This is a genomic window from Streptomyces sp. NPDC012825, assembly GCF_042900925.1.
Classification (GTDB): Bacteria; Actinomycetota; Actinomycetes; order Streptomycetales; family Streptomycetaceae; genus Streptomyces.
Window position 1 is genome coordinate 225903 of sequence record NZ_JBIBBZ010000007.1, and the last position, 18656, is coordinate 244558.

Annotated in this window: 18 protein-coding genes; 6 read left to right on the top strand and 12 right to left on the bottom strand. The window is 71.5% G+C overall.

All coding sequences use genetic code 11. From position 1 onward, the window contains the following. Window positions 1–139: 139 nt before the first annotated feature. The 3 genes from ACFY7E_RS18370 (at window position 140) to ACFY7E_RS18380 (ending at window position 1273) form a co-directional block, all read left to right on the top strand. The gene (locus ACFY7E_RS18370; protein ID WP_389486024.1) at window positions 140–400 is read left to right on the top strand and encodes a hypothetical protein; all 261 of its coding nucleotides are present in this window, start codon (window positions 140–142) and stop codon (window positions 398–400) included. A 178-nt stretch (window positions 401–578) separates the two neighbouring features. Then, on the top strand, window positions 579–989 hold the full coding sequence (locus ACFY7E_RS18375; protein WP_383442939.1) for a DUF1622 domain-containing protein: 411 nt from the start codon (window positions 579–581) through the stop codon (window positions 987–989). Next, the gene (locus tag ACFY7E_RS18380; protein ID WP_389486027.1) at window positions 986–1273 is read left to right on the top strand and encodes a hypothetical protein; all 288 of its coding nucleotides are present in this window, start codon (window positions 986–988) and stop codon (window positions 1271–1273) included. Before ACFY7E_RS18375 ends, ACFY7E_RS18380 begins: the two co-directional genes overlap by 4 nt. Before the next feature lie 6 nt (window positions 1274–1279). On the opposite strand, the gene ACFY7E_RS18385 is transcribed toward ACFY7E_RS18380, so the two are convergent. The 3 genes from ACFY7E_RS18385 to ACFY7E_RS18395 all read right to left on the bottom strand — a co-directional run bounded on the left by ACFY7E_RS18385 (window position 1280) and on the right by ACFY7E_RS18395 (window position 3883). Continuing rightward, window positions 1280–1651, bottom strand: coding sequence for an STAS domain-containing protein (locus ACFY7E_RS18385; protein ID WP_389486029.1), 372 nt, complete (start codon window positions 1649–1651; stop codon window positions 1280–1282). Between the two features lie 296 nt (window positions 1652–1947). Continuing rightward, complete coding sequence (locus ACFY7E_RS18390; protein ID WP_389486031.1) at window positions 1948–2271, bottom strand: hypothetical protein; 324 nt, start codon at window positions 2269–2271, stop codon at window positions 1948–1950. A 205-nt stretch (window positions 2272–2476) separates the two neighbouring features. Further along, window positions 2477–3883, bottom strand: a complete 1407-nt coding sequence (locus tag ACFY7E_RS18395) for an MFS transporter (RefSeq protein ID WP_389486033.1) — start codon at window positions 3881–3883, stop codon at window positions 2477–2479. A 94-nt stretch (window positions 3884–3977) separates the two neighbouring features. On the opposite strand from ACFY7E_RS18395, the gene ACFY7E_RS18400 reads away from it, so the two are divergent. Next, on the top strand, window positions 3978–4559 hold the full coding sequence (locus ACFY7E_RS18400; RefSeq protein ID WP_389486035.1) for a TetR/AcrR family transcriptional regulator: 582 nt from the start codon (window positions 3978–3980) through the stop codon (window positions 4557–4559). Window positions 4560–4576: 17 nt separating this feature from the next. On the opposite strand, the gene ACFY7E_RS18405 is transcribed toward ACFY7E_RS18400, so the two are convergent. From ACFY7E_RS18405 to ACFY7E_RS18440, 8 genes are all read right to left on the bottom strand, one after another. Further along, the gene (locus ACFY7E_RS18405) at window positions 4577–5089 is read right to left on the bottom strand and encodes a pyridoxamine 5'-phosphate oxidase family protein (RefSeq protein WP_389486037.1); all 513 of its coding nucleotides are present in this window, start codon (window positions 5087–5089) and stop codon (window positions 4577–4579) included. Between the two features lie 117 nt (window positions 5090–5206). Next, a complete protein-coding gene (locus ACFY7E_RS18410; protein WP_389486039.1) occupies window positions 5207–6436 on the bottom strand; it encodes a cytochrome P450 in 1230 nt (409 codons plus the stop codon). A gap of 57 nt (window positions 6437–6493) precedes the next feature. Then, window positions 6494–7156: a hypothetical protein gene (locus tag ACFY7E_RS18415; RefSeq protein ID WP_389486040.1), complete on the bottom strand. Its 663-nt coding sequence runs from the start codon at window positions 7154–7156 to the stop codon at window positions 6494–6496. Then, window positions 7149–8945 carry an acyl-CoA dehydrogenase family protein gene (locus tag ACFY7E_RS18420; RefSeq protein ID WP_389486042.1) on the bottom strand — a complete coding sequence of 599 codons (1797 nt, stop codon included), beginning with the start codon at window positions 8943–8945 and terminating at the stop codon, window positions 7149–7151. The genes ACFY7E_RS18415 and ACFY7E_RS18420 overlap by 8 nt, the downstream gene beginning before the upstream one ends. Further along, entirely contained in the window at window positions 8942–9991 is a 1050-nt protein-coding gene (locus tag ACFY7E_RS18425) for a methyltransferase (RefSeq protein ID WP_389486044.1), read from the bottom strand. Before ACFY7E_RS18425 ends, ACFY7E_RS18420 begins: the two co-directional genes overlap by 4 nt. Before the next feature lie 41 nt (window positions 9992–10032). After that, a complete protein-coding gene (locus ACFY7E_RS18430) occupies window positions 10033–10791 on the bottom strand; it encodes an N-acetyltransferase (protein ID WP_389486046.1) in 759 nt (252 codons plus the stop codon). Between the two features lie 97 nt (window positions 10792–10888). Beyond that, window positions 10889–11668, bottom strand: a complete 780-nt coding sequence (locus ACFY7E_RS18435) for a leucyl/phenylalanyl-tRNA--protein transferase (protein ID WP_389486048.1) — start codon at window positions 11666–11668, stop codon at window positions 10889–10891. Between the two features lie 7 nt (window positions 11669–11675). Next, the gene (locus ACFY7E_RS18440) at window positions 11676–14669 is read right to left on the bottom strand and encodes an amino acid adenylation domain-containing protein (protein ID WP_389486050.1); all 2994 of its coding nucleotides are present in this window, start codon (window positions 14667–14669) and stop codon (window positions 11676–11678) included. A 443-nt stretch (window positions 14670–15112) separates the two neighbouring features. Here ACFY7E_RS18440 and ACFY7E_RS18445 point away from each other — a divergent pair, with 443 nt between their 5' ends. Next, complete coding sequence (locus ACFY7E_RS18445; protein ID WP_389486052.1) at window positions 15113–16039, top strand: helix-turn-helix domain-containing protein; 927 nt, start codon at window positions 15113–15115, stop codon at window positions 16037–16039. A 318-nt stretch (window positions 16040–16357) separates the two neighbouring features. After that, window positions 16358–17302: an SDR family NAD(P)-dependent oxidoreductase gene (locus ACFY7E_RS18450; RefSeq protein WP_389486054.1), complete on the top strand. Its 945-nt coding sequence runs from the start codon at window positions 16358–16360 to the stop codon at window positions 17300–17302. 90 nt (window positions 17303–17392) lie between these two features. On the opposite strand, the gene ACFY7E_RS18455 is transcribed toward ACFY7E_RS18450, so the two are convergent. After that, entirely contained in the window at window positions 17393–18634 is a 1242-nt protein-coding gene (locus tag ACFY7E_RS18455) for an MFS transporter (RefSeq protein ID WP_389486139.1), read from the bottom strand. Window positions 18635–18656 lie beyond the last annotated feature (22 nt).

Sequence of the window (18656 nt, forward strand, 5' to 3'; positions counted from 1 at the left end):
CCCGGCCGAAGCGCGGCGGAAGCCCGAGCCCTCGACGGACATCCGCTCCTCCGGCAGGCACGGCGAACCGAGTGCCGCTCCCGCACCGCACACCGGTCTGCGCCGGTTTCACTTTTTCACCCCGGGGCATCCGGGCGTCATGGACACCTCAGCACGTACAGGAGAAGCGGTCGAGCCCCGAGGTGACGAACACCATGTCGTCCTCAGCGCCGACACCAACGGTGACGGCAAGACCGATGTGTGGATGACCGACACCACCGGTGACGGGAAGCCCGACCTCTACCAGTTCGACACCACCGGTGACGGGCAGATCGACGTCACCATCGTCGAACGCGCCGAAGAGCCGGGCACCGACCGCCTGGTCGTCGAAGGCGACGCAGGCCACCCCCAGCAAGCCTGAACCCCCGCACCCCTTGCAGACGCCGACCCCAGTCCTGGGTTCCTTCCCGTGGTAGACCCGGCTCGCACCTCGCCAAGCCTCTGTCGCGGCGAGGCCGTCTACCGGGCGAATCGCCGACACGCGTCACACCGTGGCCGGAAGTCCCCGAGGAGGGTCTTCAAGGGGTAGAAGGTCATGCATGATCTTGTCGTCGGAAGTGTTGCCCGAGTCGGCCTTGCGTGAGGTCATCGGTTTCATGGTCCGGTTGATCGAGTTCGCCGGTGCTCTGATCATCTTCATCGGTGCCGTGTGGGCGTTCGTGCAGTTCCTGAGGGCCGGGGCGGGCGGCCGCAGGAAGGTGGAGGGCTTCAACCGGATCCGGCTGAGCCTGGGCCGCTTCCTCGTACTGGGGCTGGAGTTCCAGCTCGCGGGTGATGTGCTGCGTACGGCGGTCGCGCCGAGCTTCACCGAGATCGGCCAACTGGCCGCCATCGCGGCCATCCGGACCGCGCTCAACTACTTCCTGGGCCGGGAGATCGCTCAGGAGCGGGCCGAGATCGAACGGAGCGACACGACGCCCCCGCCCTCTTCCAAGGGCCTGCCGACGTGAACACGTGGCTGCACGCCGCGTCCGTCCTGATCACCGCCTGCGGGCTGCTCTGCGCGGCAGCCGCCTATCGCATCTCGCGCGCCTTCCGCTCCGCCCTGGCGGTTCTTCTCGATTTCCTGACCGCGGCCGGTCTGGTCGGACTGGCCGGCGACCCGTCGTGGGACAGCATCCTGCAGGCGGCGGCGGTCGTCGTCCTGCGCAGACTTCTCGGCACGGGACTGACGCTTTCCCCTCTTCCGGCAGGCCCGTTCTTCCGGCGGTCGCCCGGGGCCGACCAACCGTGAGGAGGGTCAGGCGCCGAGGGCCTGCGCGAGGGTGCGGTGGCATTCGATGACGGTGTCGAGGCCCACGAGACCGATGGTGCGCGTCACGGGGGGAGTGGTTCCGGCCAGGCGGAGCCGGCCGCCGTTCTCGACGAGGTCCTGGTGGGCGGTGATGAGGATGTTGATGCCGCTGGAGTCCATGAAGGTGACCTGCCGCATGTCGGCCACGACGTGGGGACGGGGGGTGTCGGGAAGGGCCAGGGCCCGGCGCAGGATGTCACCGGTCGTGTGGTCGATCTCTCCGGCCAAGGTGACCACACGCACGCCGTCGACATCGGCGGCTGTCGCCCAGAACCGTTCGGACTGTCCCGCGTGCCCGGTACCTGTCGTCTCTCCCATAGCCATGATCGTGATCCTGGCATATGCCCATCCGCATGTGTAGGGCCGTTCGACCCTGCTTGTGAGAGCACCCCCGGAGGGGGAGCAGGGCGGGGGACACGGTGTGGCCACAGCTGTGCGGGCAACGGCGGTGGGCCGGGGGCGGTGAGCGTGGGGGTGGCGCGGGCCGGCCGTACGACCCCGGACCACTTCGCTTTTCCCGCGCCGCACGCGACTGCTCCCGGCCGCTCGTCGGTACGCGCCGAGACGGACACACCGCTGAGACGGGCCCGGGAGCAGTCTGTTCTTCGAGCGGGTCAGAAGTCGATGCAGACCGGGCCCTGGTTCACGTTGATCAGGCCGACCTGCGTGACGGCGGCGTTGCAGGTGAAGTCCGTGTCACCGCCGCCGTCACCGCCCTTGCTCTCGCCCGCTTCGTCGAGGGGACCGAAGTCGATGCAGACCGGACCCTGGTTGACGTTCACCGCGCCGACCTGCGTGGTGAAGTCGTTGCACAGCCCGTGGGGCGCCGACTCCTCCCCGCGCTCGAGGTGGTGGTCGGCCGAGGCGATGCCCGGACCGGCCATCACCGCGGCGGCGGAGAGGGCGACGGCCACGAAGGTCCTACGGAAAAGCAGCATGATCTTTCTCCAGGAAGTGGAGGTCGGGGACACTGCAGACTTCACCAGTGCCCGTCTCCACCCGCATCCCGGGATACGCCACTCGGACCCAGAGGCCGGGAGGGTGCGGGGGCGAGGACCGCCGGGACGACCGTCGCCCTCCGTGCCGGCGAAGGCGAGCCGTCCTGTACGGGACGACGTCACCAGGTGAGCGCCGCGGCCCGGTTCACGATGTCGCCGGGGCGCTCTGCGGGCGCGGAGCAGGGGCGATCAGGAGGACCAGCGCCGCGCTGACGACCGCCGCGAGGGCTCCCGCCGCGAAGCCGCGGGAGAACCCGGAGGCGTCCGTTCCGGCGATGCCCGCCGCTGCCATGCTGGACACGACGGCGGCGCCGAGGGAGGCACCGAACTCGTGGAAGGTGCTGACGATGCCCGAGGCGAGACCGGCCTCGTGGGGCTCGACCTGGCCGAGTGCGGTGGCGGACGCCACGACGAAGACGACTCCGGTACCGGCGGCGGCCAGGGCCACACCGACGACCATGAGCGCGGTGCCGTCCCAGAGGGCGGGCACGGCCATGCCCAGGGCGGCGAGCAGGAGACCGATGGAGCCGAGGGCGCGCGGCCCCGTCCGCCCGATGACGCGTCCGGCCGCGTTCGCCCCGACCATGGTCGCCGCGGCGACCGGAAGGAAGAGCAGCCCCGTGGTCAGGGCGTTGTGACCCCGGACGTCCTGCAGGTAGAAGGTGCCGAGGAAGAACACGGTGATCATCAGCGCGGTGGCGACGAGGATCAGCAGGGTGCCGGTGGCGACGGGACGGCGGGTGAGGAGGCCGATGTCCATCAGCGGAGCGGCCGCCGACTTCTGGCGCCACACGAACAGGGCGTAGAGCACGGCGGCGGCGAGGACGAGGCCGAGGGTGCTCGCGGTGAGCCAGCCCTTGTCGCCCGCCCGTACGAGGGAGAAGGTCAGGGTGCCGGTGGCCGCGGTGACGAGAACGGCGCCCAGTACGTCGAGCGTGCCCCGTGCGGCGGCGGGCTGCGGCTTGGGGAGCCGGAGGGCGAGGGCGACGAGCAGGACGACACCGACCGGCACGTTGACGAAGAAGACCCAGGGCCAGCCGGCGCCCGCGGTGAGCAGACCGCCGAGCAGGACGCCGAGCGCCGCGCCGCTGCCGCCGAGGGACGACCAGATGCCGAGGGCCTTGTTGCGCTCCTCGCCCTCGAAGAGGGTGACGACGAGGGAGAGGGCCGCCGGTGAGAGCAGGGCGGCCGACAGGCCCTGGGCGACGCGCGCGCCGAGGAGCACGGGACCGGTCGCGGCGAGGCCGGCCGCCAGTGAGGCGAGGGTGAACAGGAGCACGCCCGCGAGTACGAGCCGGCGTGCGCCGAAGAGGTCCGCCGCGCGGCCGCCCAGCAGGAGCAGGCCGCCGAAGGCGAGGGTGTATCCGCTGACGACCCAGGTGAGGGTCTCGCGTCCCTGGCCGAGGTCGGCGCCGATGCTGGGCAGGGCGATGGCCACCACGGTGACGTCGAGGATCAGCATCAGCTGGGCGACGCCGACGAGAGCGAGGATCTTCCAGCGTCCGGGGTGAGGGGCTTGTGCGGGCGTCTCGGCGGCCAGGGGATCGGCCATGGCGGAACACTCCTCCGTGACAAGTCGAACAGGGCTGTACGAGTTATTTCGGTTACGATAACTCATACAAGGCTGTTCGACATAAGGAATTCGCATGTCCGACGCGGCAGCACGGTCCCCACGCAGGGCGGACGCGCAGCAGAACGCGGAGACGATCGTCGAGACGGCGATCGTCTGCCTGGCCCGGGACCCGGCGGCGAGCATGAGCGAGATCGCCAAACGGGCCGGGATGGGACGCGTGACGCTGTACGGCCACTTCGCCACGCGGGACGACCTGGTGGAGGCGGCGGTCAAGCGCCTCATCGACCGCGGCGACCGGGTCCTGGAAGGGCTCGAACTGTCCGGCTCTCCACAGGAGGCACTGAGGACGCTCATCACGTCGAGCTGGCTCATGCTCGCGCAGTACCGCGCGGTGCTGGAGGCGGCGCAGAGCGCCCTCCCCGCCGGCCGCGTCCAGGCCCTCCACGCCCGGCCCGAGCAGAGGGTGAGCGAGCTGATCGAGCGGGGCCGGCGCGAGGGCGTCTTCCGCACCGACCTGCCGACGTCATGGCTGACCGGCGTGCTCCACCACGTCATCAACGGAGCGGCCGGGGACGTGGGTGCGGGGCGCCTAGACGAACAGGACGCCCCGCGCTTCATCGCCGAGACGTTCCTCGGCGCCTGTGCCCGGCGCTGACCGGGACGGAACCCGCCCTACAGGCCGGTGAGGGGGACCTCCACGCGCCGTTCGACGCGGTCCTCCTCCCAGGTGCGGGTGTCCACCAGCCACAGCCGGTCCACCTCGATCAGGTAGAGGCGGTGGGCGGCGGGGTGCCGCAGCGAGGAGCTCGGCAGCATCCACCGGGCCCGTTCCTCCTCCTCGGAGAAGAGCTTCTCGTAGTAGGGCCGGTGGTGGGCGAGCAGGTCCTCGCCGGACAGTTCGCGGCACCTGCCGGAGAACTGGGCCCCGTCGATCGCGTCCACGTCCAGCTCCGGTCCGCCGCCCGCGGTGAAGAGCGCGCCGGCGACCTGGAGGCGCTCGGCGATGTGACGGCTGTGCAGGGACTGGGCGGGGGAGCCGAAGACCAGACGCAGGGGCCGGGCGAACCACGCGTACTCCAGGACGGAGACCCACGGGGACCCCTGAGAGGAGGTGGTGGCGAGACTGACGTAACGGGCCTGTTCCAGGAGGCGCAGGACGCGTTCGGTCAGCTCCTCGTTCGGCACGGCGGGAGTTTCTTCGGGGCTGCGCACGGCGTCTCCGGGGGAGTGGCGCCGCCACGCCCGCGCGTGTGCGGGCGTGGCGGCGGGGCGGTCGGGAGGAATGGGGTCGCGGCGCCGGGGTCAGACGTGGCTGAGGACGACGGGCAGGCTCGTCAGACCGTTCCCGATGAAGGTGTGCTCGTGCTCCGTCTCCTCCGGGGCGACCGCGAGCCGCATGTGGGGGAACCGGTCGAACAGCGCGGGCAGGGCGACCAGGGCCTCCAGCCGGGCCAGGTGGGAGCCCGGGCAGAAGTGCGCACCGGCACCGAACGCCAAGTGGTCCTTGTCGGCCCGGTCCAGGTCGAAGGTCTCCGGCTCCTCGTGCACACCGGGATCCCTGCCGTGGGCTCCGTAACAGATCAGGATGGCGTCGCCCTTGCGGATCGTGACGCCCTCGCCGAGGTCGATGTCCTCGACGGCCCAGCGCATGGGCAGGTGCATCACCGGGCAGTGCACGCGCAGCGACTCCTCGACGGCCTCGCCCCAGCGCTCCGGATGCCGGCGCAGCGTCCGCAGGTGTTCGGGCCGCGCGAGCAGCTCGCGGACCGTGTGGTCGATGAGGTTGATGGTGGTGGTGCTGCCGCCGCCGAGCATCAGCAGCAGGGTGGAGATGAGCTCGTGCTCCGTCAGCGGCTCGCTGCCGGCCTCGCGCGCGGCCAGCAGGAAACTCGTCAGGTCGTTGCCGGGCTCCTTCCTCTTGGAGTCGATGAGCGTGCGCATGGTGGCGACCAGGTCGTCGTTGATGGCCAGGGACTCCTCCTCCGAGACACCGGTCTCCCCCACGGCCACGAAGAGCCGCAGGACCCGGGCCCGCTGTTCGGCGGGGACGCCGAACAGATCGCAGATCATCTCGGTGGGCACCCGGTAGGAGAAGAGGGCGTGCAGGTCGATCGCCTCGGTCGCCGGCTGCCGCTGCAGTTCGTCGAGGAGACGGTGGACTATGTCCTCGACCTGGGAGCGCATCTCCTCCACCCGGCGGGGGGTGAAGGCGGGGGTGATGAGCCTGCGCAGCCGCAGGTGCTCCTGGCCCTCCGCCGTCGCCATGGAGTCCACGTCCACCCAGGGGGCCAGCCACGGCACCGAACCGGGCACGTAGGCGGGGAAGTTCTTCTTCAGGTTCCGGGAGACGCCGGGGTGGGTGAGCAGCAGGCGGACGACGTCGCCGCGTGTGACGGACCAGGCCGAGACGCCCTCGGGGAGCTGGACGGGCACCGCGGGGCCCATCGTGCGCAGCCGGTCGACCTGTGCGTACATGCACGTGCCGCCCGAGCTGTCGAGGGGTTCGGTGGCCGGCGTGCTGAAGCCAATCATGGGGTGGGTCCTCCGGTCGGTCGGTGTACTCGCGGGAGCGGCGGGAGCCGCGCGCGGTCAGAGCGGTTCCACGCCGTCGGCCAGGCAGGACCAGAACAGGTCCTCGTAGGCCCGGACCGTTCTGGCCGTCCGTACGGCCTCCTCGGGGTCCTCACCGGCGGCCAGCCCTTCTCCGACCGCGGCGACGGCCATGTCGACGAGTTCCCGGGGGGTCTCGGCGAAGTAGCGGAAGTGGCCGAGCGCCTTGTCGTCGTGGCCGTAGTGGTCCCGGAGGGCGTCGGCCACGCGGGCGTACTGCTCGCCGGACTCCTCGGAGTTGGCCAGCAGCGCCAGCGCCACCGAACTCCGCGACCCGTACAGCGAGGCCTGGGTGAGATAGGCCGGATAGGCGTGCGCCAGGGGCCGGGGGGCGTGGGCGCGCAGGTACGCCTCGTCCCGGCCCAGGGCCCCGGCGAAGTCCAGGAGCAGCCGGAGGGCCTCGCCCTCTCCCCGGGCCATCTCCAGGAAGAGCTCTCCCGCAGTGCCGGAGGGGAACCGGGACGCCAGCAGGGCGAAGCTCCTCCGGTCGCTGCGCACCAGGTGGTACAGCTCGCAGGCCAGCACCGTCAAGGTGCCCTCGGTGACGCGGCGGTCCCGCAGAAGGCGCTGGAAGCGGTCCCCTCCCGCGTTCTCCGGCGGTCCGGTCCGCGCCGCCTCGATCAACTGGGTGATGTCATCCATCGGGGTTCCCGGGTCGCTCGTGGGCCGCCGTCGTACGCCGCGGGACACGGCGGCGAAGGTCGGGCCGGCTGCTGTCGTGGGGGAGCGCGGCGACCCAGGGCCCGTCGAGCGAGGTGTCGATCACCCCGTCCTCGAGCCACAGATGGCCGGCTTCGAACACCTCCTGCGCCAGCGCCAGGTCGTCGGCGTCCGTGTTCCGGTCGAACCTGGCGAAGAGGTGCTCGACGCGCTGGAGGGCCTGGCGGCAGAAGACGTCGGCCAGGCGGACGGAGCCCGGCTCGTGGGCCCGCAGGGCCTCCGCGTAGGCGCAGGAGGCGCCGACGGCGTACAGCTCGGCGGCGATGTCGACGAGCCGGCCGAGGCCGCGTTGCCGGCTCCGGCGCGCCGTCGGATCCGCGTGCAGCCGGTCGGTCAGCGACGCCAGCCGTTCGGCGGCCCGCAGGGCCCGGTCACGGTGGTCGTCCAGCACCGTGCGCGGTGCCGCGCCGGCCTCTTCCGGTGCGGCGTCCGGACGGACGGCGGGTCCCTCCTCCGCCCGCCGGAGCAGGACGGCGTCCGCGAGGAAGTGACGCAGTGCCTCGGTGGACCCGTCGAAGATGCGGCCGATGCGGACGTCGCGCGCGTGTCTCTCGACGGGCACGCCGCGTTCCCCGCGCGCGGCGGCCGAGGAGGCGGTCTCGTAGCCCCGTCCGCCGCGCAGTTGCAGGAGTTCGTCGGCGATCCGCCAGCTGTGTTCGGCCGCGAAGAGTTTGGCCAGTTCCGCGTCGAAGCGGGTGTCGCACACGTCCCGCTCGGCGTTGCGGGCCGTGACCTCGACGACGGCCTCGAGGGCGAAGGCGGTGGCGCCGATGGAGGCCACCTTGGCGGCGACCGGTTCGAACCGGCCGATGGGGCGCCCCTGCTGGAGTCGGGCGCAGGCCCATTCACGGGCGATCCGCAGGCTCCATTTGGCGGAGGCGGCGCTGACGGCGGGCAGCGACAGACGCCCGGTGTCCTGGGCCGCGAGGGCCACTTCGAGTCCGTCCCCCTCCTCCCCGATGCGGTGGTCCGCCGGTACGACGACGTCGCGCAGGCGGATGACACCGTTCTCCAGCCCCCGCAGGCCAAGGAAGGTGCTGCGGTGCTCGACGCCGACCCCGGGAGCGTCCGCGTCGACGACGAAGACGCTCGTGCCGCCCTTGGTGGAGGCGGTGGCGGGGACGTCGGCCATGACGACCAGCAGGTCGGCGATGACGCCGTTCGTGGTCCACAGTTTGGTGCCGTTGAGGGTGTACGTGCCGCGGGCCGGATCGAGGACGGCGGTGGTCCGCAGGCGTTCGAGCCCGTTGCCGGTCTCGGGCTCGGTCAGTGCGAAGGCCGATATCCCGCGCACGCAGCGCGGCAGGAAGGCGTCCTGCTGAGGGGGAGTGCCGAACAGGAGGAGGGGCTGGATCAGGCCGATGGCCTGATGCGCGGCGAGGAGTTCGCCCAGGGAGGCGTGCACGCTGTTCACGATCATGAGGGCGCGCAGGTAACAGAGGTTGGACAGCCCCTGCCCTCCCCAGCGGGTGGGCAGCTTGATGCTCATGGCTCCCAGGTCCTTGAGCCGCTCGATCACCTCGTCGGGGATCCGGTCGTCGCGTTCGATGGCCTCGGCGTCGATGTCCTGCGCGCAGTAACGGCGCAGCCTCTCCAGGAAGGCCTCTTCCCCGGCCGGCAGCCTGCGGGGGTCACCGGCCGGAAGTCGCAGGAGGTCGGTGCGCAGCCGGCCCCGGAACAGCTGCGCACCGTAGCTGACGGGCTCGGTCACCGGGCCGCCGCCGGGCGGGCCTCGATGACCGACAGCGGACCGGCGGCGCCGAGGAGGACCCGCTCGACGCTGAAGCCGGTCTCTTCCAGCATGGTGCGGAACTCGTTCTCGGTGCGCTCCCTGCCACCGGTGTTGACCAGCATGTTCAGGTCGGTGAAGAACATGATGGGGTTCTCCGGCGAGGAGGTCTCCGGCATCACCGTCCCGACGATCAGGAGGGTGGCGGAGGCGGGGATCTGCGCGCGGCAGGAGCGCAGCAGGGCGTAGGAGTCCTCGTCGCTCCAGTCCTGGAAGACGGACTTGATGACGTAGAGGTCGCCGTCGCCGGGGATGTCCTGGAAGAAGTCGCCGGCGCGGGCCTCGCAGCGCTCTTCGATGCCGGCCCTCTTCAGGACCTCGGGGGCCTCGGCGACGCCGCCGGGACTGTCGAAGACGATGCCCTTCAGGTGCGGATGGGCGGGGAGGACGGCGGCCAGGAGCGTGCCGTCGCCGCCGCCGAGGTCCACGATCTTCTCCGCGCGGGAGAAGTCGTAGCCGGCCGCGAGACGGGCCGCGGCTATCCGGGACTCCTCTCCCATGGCCTCGTTGAAGAGCTTGTTGGCCGCGCCCTGCTCCGCGACGTAGGTGTAGAAGTCCTTGCCGTAGACGTGGTCGAAGGCGCGCTCGCCGGTGGTGACGGAATGCTCCAGCCCCTGCCAGGCGCGCAGCAGGATGGGGTGGCAGAACATGCGGGAGAAGGCCCGCAGCGAGTCGGGGGAGTCGCTGCGCAGCTGGGAGCCGACGGCGGTCAGGCCGAACCGGCCGGGCTCGGGCTCGGTGGCCAGTCCGACGGCGGTGAGCGTGCGCAGGAGGCGGCGCAGGGAGGGCTCGTGGGTGTTGCTCTCGGCGGCGAGCTCGTCGCTGCCGCGGACCCCGTCCTTGATCAGGTCGGCGATCCCCAGCTCGGCGAAGACTCCGATGGAGTGGGCGGTCATGTAGCCGCCGATGCCCTCGATGAGGGTGTTGCGCAGAGCCAGCTTGTCCGCGGAGTCGGTGTGCGTCGTCATGGTGTGGCCTTTCGGGGCGGTGGATTCGGCGGTACGGGTGCTCAGGTGCGGGCCAGGGGGTGGTGGACCCACACGTTGGGCTCGATGTAGACGGCGTGGTCGTGGCCGGTGTCGACGCGCAGGGGGGAGAGCGCCCCGGGAACGTCGACCGTCCCGCTGTGGTCCAGGGGCAGCCCGGTCCACCCCCGCCACTGGTCGAGCGATCCGGAGATCGTCATGGAGACGGGGCAGACCTTGACGACGCGGGCGCCCGACCGGACGTGGACGCGCAGCCAGGGGTCGTCGGGGAGCCCGTCCTCGCGGGTGTGCCGGACGTACTCCTCCATGGAGAGCCGGGGCCGGGCGTGTTTCCCGCTGGGCCGCACCGGCGCGATCATGTCGCCGTGCCCGGCCCCGCGTCCGGCTTCCTTGAGCGCGTCCAGCACCCGGCCGGACAGCCGCCGCGCCTTGTGGTGCGGGTCCACGGCGATCTCCAGGGCGCACAGGGTGTTGAGCGGTGCGCCCCGGTAGGTGTCCTCCACGCACTGGCGCAGGATGCCGTCCCAGCCGGTGTCCGGCAGGGAGGCGTCGGTGCCGTCCCAGGACACGGGGACGCTCGCGGCCCGGGCGACGACACGCTCCTCCTCGTCGAGCACGACGAGCTGGAACCGGGCGTGCCGCTCGAAGACCCAGTGGACGAGGACGGGGTCGGGCCGGATGTAGGCCGGCCAGGTGGAGTCCATCGTGAGCATGGCCTCTTCCAGGTCGGGCCGTTCGGCGAGGCTGGCGACCTTGAGGGGGATGTCGGTGGCTGACGACACGGAGGTGCTCCTGTGGGTTGCTTCCGTCGGTGGTCCATGGGGTGCGTCCGTCGGTGGTTCGGACGGCGGGGCGCCGCGCCGGCAGCGCCCCGGTGGTTCAGACGGCGAGGCGCCGCGCCGGCAGCGCCCCGGTGGGAAGGGCGAGCGTTCCCGACGAGCCGAGAAGGCGGAGGAAATCGGCGCGCGGGACGGGTTCGGCCCCCAGGAGCCGGACGTGCTCGCTGTCGCGCTGGACGTCGACGGCCGTGCCGCCGGCGTCGGCCACCCGCCGGCACAGGTCGGTGACGGCCGCCTTTCCGGCACCGCTGCGGAGGGTGAACTGGGAGTCGGCGCTGAAGACGCGGCCGATGCGCACTCCGAAGGTCCCGCCGATGAGCTCGTCCCCGTCCCAGACCTCCACGCTGTGGGCGTAACCGCACTCGTGCAGGCGCCGCAGACTCGCGGTGAGCGTGCCGGTGAGCCACCGTTCGGAGCGTCCACGACCGCACAGGTCCACCACGCGCGGGAAGCACGCGTCCAGCGTCGTCGTCCAGGTCGACCCGCGCAGGAACCTGCGCAGGCTCCGTGCCGGACGCCACCGGTCGGTCCTGATCAGGGGGCGGGGGTCGGGCGAGCACCAGGCGACGGAGAAGGGGGAGCGGCCCGTGTCGACCAGGTGGACGCGGCCGGCCGCGACGTCCGCCTCGTAACCCAGTTCGTTGAGCAGCTCGTGCTCGACGGTTTCGGCGGGGAACGGGTAGAGGCCGCGCCGGTAGGCGCCGAGCAGGGTCTGGGGACTCAGGTCGTCGCCGAAGGCGAGGGGGCCGTCGGCGGGCGCGGAGGCCAGATCGAGTCGGTCCCAGACCGAGGCCATCCGGTTCGAGGTGGTGGTCAGCATCCGCGTCTCACAGGAAGTCGATGTCGGTCAGGTAGCGGATGTAGCGGTCGAGCATCGCGTCGTCGACGGGCGGGATGCGGATGCCGCTCCCCTCGAGGGCCGCGTCGACGTGGTGACGGCTGAAGACGGGGAAGGTCGTCTCCAGGTACATCTCCGCCACGCTCATCTCACCGGTGGAGCAGCGGTCGATGAACAGCGGGGCGAAGGGGGTCATGGGGTGGTCCGGCTCCTCGACCGCGATGCGTACGACGTGCTCCAGCCACTCGCTCCAGGCGACGTCCCTGATCGTGTGGCCGTGGGCGCGCAGGCGGTCGGTGAGCCGGGCGACGTTGACCTTGCCGGGGTTGGTCAGGTGGTAGACCCGTCCGTCGGCGGGCCGGGTCCGGGCGGTGTGGGCGACCGCCGCGGCGAAGACGTCCACCGGGGTGTAGTCGAGGGGGAGTTCGGCGAGCGGCGAGGTGCCGGTGTCGACGATGAAGCGCTTCATGGCGCACATCTCGGTGGAGGTGTTCCACGCACCGCTGCGCTGGTCGCCGGAGATGTCGGCCGCGCGGTAGACGGCGACGGGGAGCCCGGCTTCGGCGGCGTTCCTCAGGAGGGCCTCGGCGACCCACTTGCTCTCCACGTAGCCCACGGACAGCCGGTCGGCGTGTGCGAGCGGCGTGCTCTCGTCGACGTGCCGCACGCCGGCGGTGCCGAAGCCGGAGATGACGGCCATGGTCGAGGTGTAGTGGATCGGGGCGTGCCGGTAGCGCGCCGCCAGCCGGATGATCTCCCGCGTGCCTTCGACGTTGGCCGCGCGCATGTGGCTGTAGGGATAGATGAAGTTGACCAGGCCGCCCGGATGGTGGATGACGTCCACCGTCGCGGCCAGGTCGTCGAAGTGCTCCTCCGACAGGCCCAGGCCGGGCTCGGCGAGGTCGCCGGGGATCGCGACGATGCGACCCCGGTCGCGGTATTCGGCCAGATCGTCCTGGAAGTAGTGCCGGGCGTTGTCCTGCACGCGCCGCATGGCGTGCTCGGGATTCTGCGCACGGACCAGGCAGTGAACGGTCGCCTCGGTCGTGGCCAGCAGTTCGCGCAGCAGGTAGACGCCGAGGAAGCCGGTGGCACCGGTCAGCAGGATGGTCCGGGGCGTCTGCCAGTCGGCGGGGTCGACCGGAGCGCCGATGGTGAGGCCGAGGGCGCTCTCGGCCTCGAAGTCGATCGCCTTGGCCCCGGTGTCGGCGAAGGTCCCGGCCCGGGCGGACGCCACTGCCAGGGCGAACTCCTGCAAGGTGGCGCCGTCGAGCAGGGTCCTGATGAGCGGCCGCACCTGGGTGATCATGATGCCGAGAGAGGCGCGGACCTTGGCGAGCAGCTGGGCCGCCAGGAGGGAGTTGCCGCCGAGGGCGAAGAAGCTGTCGGTACGGGCGACGTGGTCCAGCGAGAGGACGTTGCGCCAGATCCCGGCCACCGCGCGTTCGACCGGCGTGACGTCCTCCCGCGTCGGGTCGTCACGGGTCTCGGAGGAGGGCCGTGCCGCGGGCACTTCGGGCAGGGCGTCGAGGTCGATCTTCCCGTTGGGCTTCACCGGCATGGCCGGCAGGGCGACGAACGCGGTGGGGACCATGTACGACGGCAGCCGTTCACGCAGGTGCTCGCGCAGCTCCCCGGTGTCCGGCCGGTCGGACCGGGAAACGGTGTAGTAGGCCGCCAGGGCGAGGTCGCCGTGCTGTTCGAAGGTCTTGACCGCGGCGTCCGCGACACCGGGATGCGCGGTGAGCGCCTCCTCCACCTCGGCCGGCTCGACGCGGAACCCGCGGAGCTTGAGCTGCCGGTCGACGCGGCCCGTGACGACGAGCTCGCCGTCGAGGAGGCGCCCCAGGTCTCCGGTGCGGTAGAGCCGCTGACCGGCCAGGGAACCGGTGCCCTCGACGAAGCGGGTGCCGGCCGCCCCGGGGCTGACGTAGCCGCGGGCAAGACCGGGACCCGCGAGGTAGACCTCCCCCTGGCTTCCCCCGGGCAGCGGCTGAAGTGCCTCGTCGAGGACGTGGACGCTCGTGCCGGGCAGGGGCCGGCCGACGGGCGCGACGCCCTGCTCCGGCAACGCGTCGTACGTGATCTCCTTGGTGCAGGAGGTGATGGTGACCTCCGTGAGCCCGTAGGCGTTGACCAGACGGGTGCGGGGGAGCAGTTCCAGGGCGGTGCGGCAGTCGGCGGCGTGCACGGCGCTGCCACCCACGACGGTCAGGCGCACGGGGAGGTCCCGGGGATCCCGCCGCAGCTCGGCGAGGAACGCCCGCCAGTAGGACGGGGTGAGGTCCATGACCGTGACGTCGTACCGGTGCAGCTCCTCCGCCAGTTCGCCGGCGGCCCACAGGCGGTCGGGCAGGACCAGCGTGGCTCCGTTGAGGAGGGTCACGAGGATCTGTTCGATCGAGGTGTCGAAAGTGGTGGCCGCGAACTGCAGCACCCTGTCGTCGGCGGTGATGCCGTAGCGGTCGTTGATGTGGTCGAGCAGGTAGGCCAGGGAGGCGTGTTCGACCTCGACGCCCTTGGGCGCCCCGGTGGAACCGGAGGTGTAGATCAGGTAGGCCGGGTCGTCACCGCGCGAGGACGTGTCGGCGTGTCGTGGCGTCGGCTTCGGCGAGCGGGTGCGGAGGTCGATCCCGGGCGGGCCGATGTCCGGTAAGGGCGCGCCGTCGGTGACGACGACCGAAGCCTTCGATTCGCTCAGGATCCTTTTCGTGCGGTCCACCGGCATGCCGGGATCCGTCGGGAGGTATACGGCGCCGACCTTCCAGACGGCGAACATGGCCGCGATCAGATCCGGTGAGCGCTCGAGGTGCACCATGACGACGTCGCCGCGGGTGACGGCGTGCTGCCGCAGCCGGGCGGCGATCTCATCGGCCCGCTCGTCGAGTTCGGCGTAGGTGACCCGGCGATCTCCCTGGACCACCGCGAGGGCGCCGGGGTCGGCAGCGGCGCGGAGGGCGAACCGTTCGGGTATGAGTGGCATGCCGTCGTCTCCCATGTGTTCCCTCTGGGTCGTGGCTGTTGACATCGGCGGACGAATTCCCGGGCTCGCCACTGATCCATTGCCGGCAGCTCCGAAAAACGCCCGGTCGAAAGGTGGTTCGGATGGCACGCCCGTCAGTCGATCGCTCCCGAAGCGGAACGCACAAGAAAACTCCCTTTCGAAACCCGCCCGAGAGCGGTCGGAGCCCCGGACGATTCGCCGGGGAAGCGACGGGCCGTTGTGATGGGTGAGGCTAGCGGGGTTTCCCGGTCGATAGTTGACGAATCGCGCACGGCTTCTGGACGGCGCTCAAACATGCCATCGGAGGTTCCGATCAGCATGGAATGTCGACCCGTCGATGTGTTCCCATCTCGACGGTCCGGCGGATGGCAGGCATCCCCGGAGTCCTCAGCCTTCGAGGGGGGCCGATGCAGCGTCTTGACATGCCGCGTGTCCGCCGGGACACCGCCCGTCCCGGGACGGTGGGCACGGTACGGGGACGTGCGCGGGTCATCCGGAGCCGTGGTGAGGAGTTCGAAGGGACCACGCTGTGCAGACGGTTCGGGCAGGTCCAGGTCTCCGTGGTCGAGGGGGGCCCGTGCGAGTGGATCGGAACCGGGCCCCCGGCCGAACCGTACGTGAGGGTGTGCCGGCCGCTCTCCGGCGAGGTGCGGGTCTTCCAGGACGGCCGGGAGTCGGTGGCCTCCGGCACCCGGATCGTCTGTTACGACAGCTCCCGCCCCTACCGGATCGTCATGCCGGGACCCTTCCGCATGGTGACGCTCCTGCTGCCGCACCGGCTGATCGGCCTCGACGTCGAGGAGGCCGAGCTGATCACCGCCAGGGCGTGGTACGGGTCCCAGGGGCTGGGCGCGCTGATGTCGGACCTGCTCGTGGGCCTGGAGGGGTACGGCGAGGAGATCGAGGCCTCGATCGACTTTCTGGGCGGTGGCATGGCGGGCCTGGCCGCGGCCCTGTTCGCGGAGCGCATCCGCTCGGTCGCCTCCGACCCGGACGTCGGCAGGAACGCCCTGATGATCACGATCCAGGCCCACATCCGCGCCCGGCTGGCCGACCCCGACCTCAGCCCGATGTCGGTGGCCAGGTTCCACAAGGTGTCGCTCCGCTATCTCCAGAAGATGTTCCACGAGCGCGGCACCAGCCCGGCGCGATGGATCAGGGACGAAAGGCTGGCCCGTTGTCGTTCCGAATTGAACGATCCGGGACTCGATCATCTCTCCATCGCGCTGATCGGAGAGAGATCGGGGTTCCATGAGGCATCCCATTTCAGTCGTCTTTTCCGGGACCGGTACGGGGTGAGCCCCAGGGGGTACCGGAAGCGGAGGGAATCGATTGGAATTTCCGGTTGAAATTCCCGGTTGAAATCCGAACGAAAGATGGCGTGCTGTCCAATCTCCGATCGCTCGACGGCTCCCACGGGATCTTGGCCCGATCCTGGTGGGATGCCCCGGTCGGACGCGACCGTGGGGAACGGGCGGCGTGAACGGCGGAGAACGGCCGCCGCGCACACAGGTGGCACCGGGACCGAGGGCCGTAGGGGCACGGGGCACAGGGGACGCGGGTGACACGGGAGGCATCCGCCGTGCCCGGACGCGCCGGGCGCGCTCCTTCCGTGCGTCCGCGCGCCCCCCGCAGGGGCATGGTCCGCGGCTCCGTACGGCTCCACCATGAGCACCGGCACCGGGGCGCGGACCACACCGCGCACCGGACGAGGACCGGCGGCGGTGCCGCACACCCCGGGGGGACGTATGGGACGACGCTGGCTGGTGACCGGAGGCTCGTCGGGTCTGGGACGGGCACTGGCGGAGGCGGCCGCCGCCGCCGGGCACGAGGTCGCGGTCACCGCCCGGAACACCGCGGCGCTGGAGGAGACGGCCGCCCGCCATCCGGGGCGGATCGTGCCGATCCCACTGGAACTGCGTGACGCTGCCCAGTGCGAGGAGGCCGTCCGTCACGCCACCGCACGGCTCGGCGGCATCGACGTCCTGGTCAACAACGCCGGGGCCGGGCTTTTCGGCGCCGTCGAGGAGATCTCCGACGCCGAGATCCGCGACCAGACGGAGACCCTGCTGATCGGCCCGTGGCGGCTGATCCGCCTCGTCCTGCCGGCGATGCGCGCCCAGGGCCACGGCCACATCGTCAACGTCTCCTCGCTCGCCGGCCGGATGGCGTTCCCCGGCCTCGGCGCCTACGTCGCGGGGAAGTTCGCCCTGGAGGGCATGAGCCAGGCACTCGCCGCCGAGGTCGCCGCCCTCGGCGTCCGGGTCACCGTGGTCGAACCGGGCGGCTTCGCCACGCGCTACGGCACCTCGCTCGTCCGGTCCGCGCGACAGCTGCCCGAGTACGCCCCCGCGACCGCGGGGATGCTGGACGGACTGCGCGGCATGGCCGACGACACGGCGCTGGGCCGGCCCGAGGACTTCGCGGCCCGGGTACTCGCCCTCGTCGCCGCGGGGAGCGCCACACCGCTGCGGGTCCCGATCGGCCAGGACGCCTTCTCCTACCTCGAAGCCGTGGAACAGGCGGCCCGCGACGAACTGGCCGCGGCCCGCGCCCTGACGGACGCGGCGCCGCCTCCCGCGGTGGAGGGCGCCGCCCACGACCCCGTATGACGTCGACGCGGGCCCCGCCGGACCGTCGACGCTCCCCGGTACGAGGGGCGGGCGCCGGGCGGGCGCTCCCCCCTCGTACCGGGTGTCGGGTCAGACGGTCAGCGGCCGCGTACCGGTCTTCGCCGGAGGCGCGGAGAGCCGGCCGGTCCTGTGCAGCCGATGGAGCGCCACCGTGCACACCAGACCGAGCGCGACGAGCGCCAGCCAGGGCAGGGCCGACATCCCGGCCCGCCGTGCCGCGTCGAGCGCCGCGCCGGTCAACAGGTTGCCGAGCGTGATGCCCACCCCGCAGACGGTGTTGTGGAGGCCGTAGTGCGTGGCGACGAGACGATCACCCGAGAGCCGGATGACGGTGTCCATCTCGAAGGGGTACGCGATCATCGTCCCGACCGACAGGAGGAGTGCCGACAGCGTCGGGGGTACGGAGGCCAGGAGCCGGAGGCCGATGCCGTGGTCCGGCACGGGCACGGCCGTGGCGACGAGGAGCGGCAGGAACGCCGTGCCCATCACGAGCACGCCCAGGGCGAGGGCGCGCCCCGGTTCCATCCGGGCCCTGCACCACGTGGTCACCCCGGTCTGGAACAGGATCGTACTGAGACCCGACACGACGAACATGACGGCCACGGCCGCCACGCCGAAGGCGCCCCCGCCGCCGAGCCGCCGTACTTCCAGGGGGAGCGCCAGGTACACCTGGAAGGACATGACGTACGAGCCGATCATGGCCGTGGAGAAGAGCAGGAAGGGACGGTTGGCCAGGATGCCGCGCCACTCCGCGAGGACGCCCCGTCCCCCTTCCGCCTTCGTCTCCTCGGCACGGCGGGCGGGCAGGGCGCGGATCTGCACCACGCCGAGCACGGCGAAGGTGCCGGCCGCGACGAGGCACGTGACGCGGAAGCCGGCGCCGGTCAGCACCATGCCGACGAGGGGGCCGAGCAGGATGCCGGCCTGGTAGAAGACGTTGAACAGCGCGAACGCCTCGACCCGGCGCCCGCCCGCGTCGAGGGCGAGGTAGGCGCGGGTGGCGGGGTTGAACAGGGCGCCGGCCAGGCCGGTGGCGGCGGAGGCGGCGATCAGCGCGGGTACGGAGTCCACCAGGCCCAGGGTCGTGAAGCCGACGGTGCGCAGGACGAGGCCGGCGATGATCATCGGCTTGTAGCCGAGCCGGTCCGCGAGCGTGCCGCCGACGAGGAACATGCCCTGCTGGCTGAAGTTGCGGACGCCGAGGATCAGCCCGACCAGCCAGCCCGCGAGCCCGAGCGGTCCGGCGAGGTGCGTCGCGAGGTACGGCATCAGCATGTAGAAGCCGAGGTTGATGGCGAACTGGTTCACCATCAGCAACCGCACGCTCCGTTCG

Excerpts from the sequence above, each read along its gene's own strand:
- ACFY7E_RS18370 (WP_389486024.1), top strand. The coding sequence starts at position 140 with ATGGACACCTCAGCACGTACAGGAGAAGCGGTCGAGCCCCGAGGTGAC.
- ACFY7E_RS18390 (WP_389486031.1), bottom strand. The coding sequence starts at position 2,271 with ATGCTGCTTTTCCGTAGGACCTTCGTGGCCGTCGCCCTCTCCGCCGCC.
- ACFY7E_RS18375 (WP_383442939.1), top strand. The coding sequence starts at position 579 with ATGATCTTGTCGTCGGAAGTGTTGCCCGAGTCGGCCTTGCGTGAGGTC.
- ACFY7E_RS18400 (WP_389486035.1), top strand. The coding sequence starts at position 3,978 with ATGTCCGACGCGGCAGCACGGTCCCCACGCAGGGCGGACGCGCAGCAG.
- ACFY7E_RS18435 (WP_389486048.1), bottom strand. The coding sequence starts at position 11,668 with ATGCTGACCACCACCTCGAACCGGATGGCCTCGGTCTGGGACCGACTC.
- ACFY7E_RS18395 (WP_389486033.1), bottom strand. The coding sequence starts at position 3,883 with ATGGCCGATCCCCTGGCCGCCGAGACGCCCGCACAAGCCCCTCACCCC.
- ACFY7E_RS18445 (WP_389486052.1), top strand. The coding sequence starts at position 15,113 with ATGCCGCGTGTCCGCCGGGACACCGCCCGTCCCGGGACGGTGGGCACG.
- ACFY7E_RS18455 (WP_389486139.1), bottom strand. The coding sequence starts at position 18,634 with ATGGTGAACCAGTTCGCCATCAACCTCGGCTTCTACATGCTGATGCCG.
- ACFY7E_RS18415 (WP_389486040.1), bottom strand. The coding sequence starts at position 7,156 with ATGGATGACATCACCCAGTTGATCGAGGCGGCGCGGACCGGACCGCCG.
- ACFY7E_RS18425 (WP_389486044.1), bottom strand. The coding sequence starts at position 9,991 with ATGACGACGCACACCGACTCCGCGGACAAGCTGGCTCTGCGCAACACC.
- ACFY7E_RS18440 (WP_389486050.1), bottom strand. The coding sequence starts at position 14,669 with ATGCCACTCATACCCGAACGGTTCGCCCTCCGCGCCGCTGCCGACCCC.
- ACFY7E_RS18450 (WP_389486054.1), top strand. The coding sequence starts at position 16,358 with ATGAGCACCGGCACCGGGGCGCGGACCACACCGCGCACCGGACGAGGA.
- ACFY7E_RS18385 (WP_389486029.1), bottom strand. The coding sequence starts at position 1,651 with ATGGGAGAGACGACAGGTACCGGGCACGCGGGACAGTCCGAACGGTTC.
- ACFY7E_RS18410 (WP_389486039.1), bottom strand. The coding sequence starts at position 6,436 with ATGATTGGCTTCAGCACGCCGGCCACCGAACCCCTCGACAGCTCGGGC.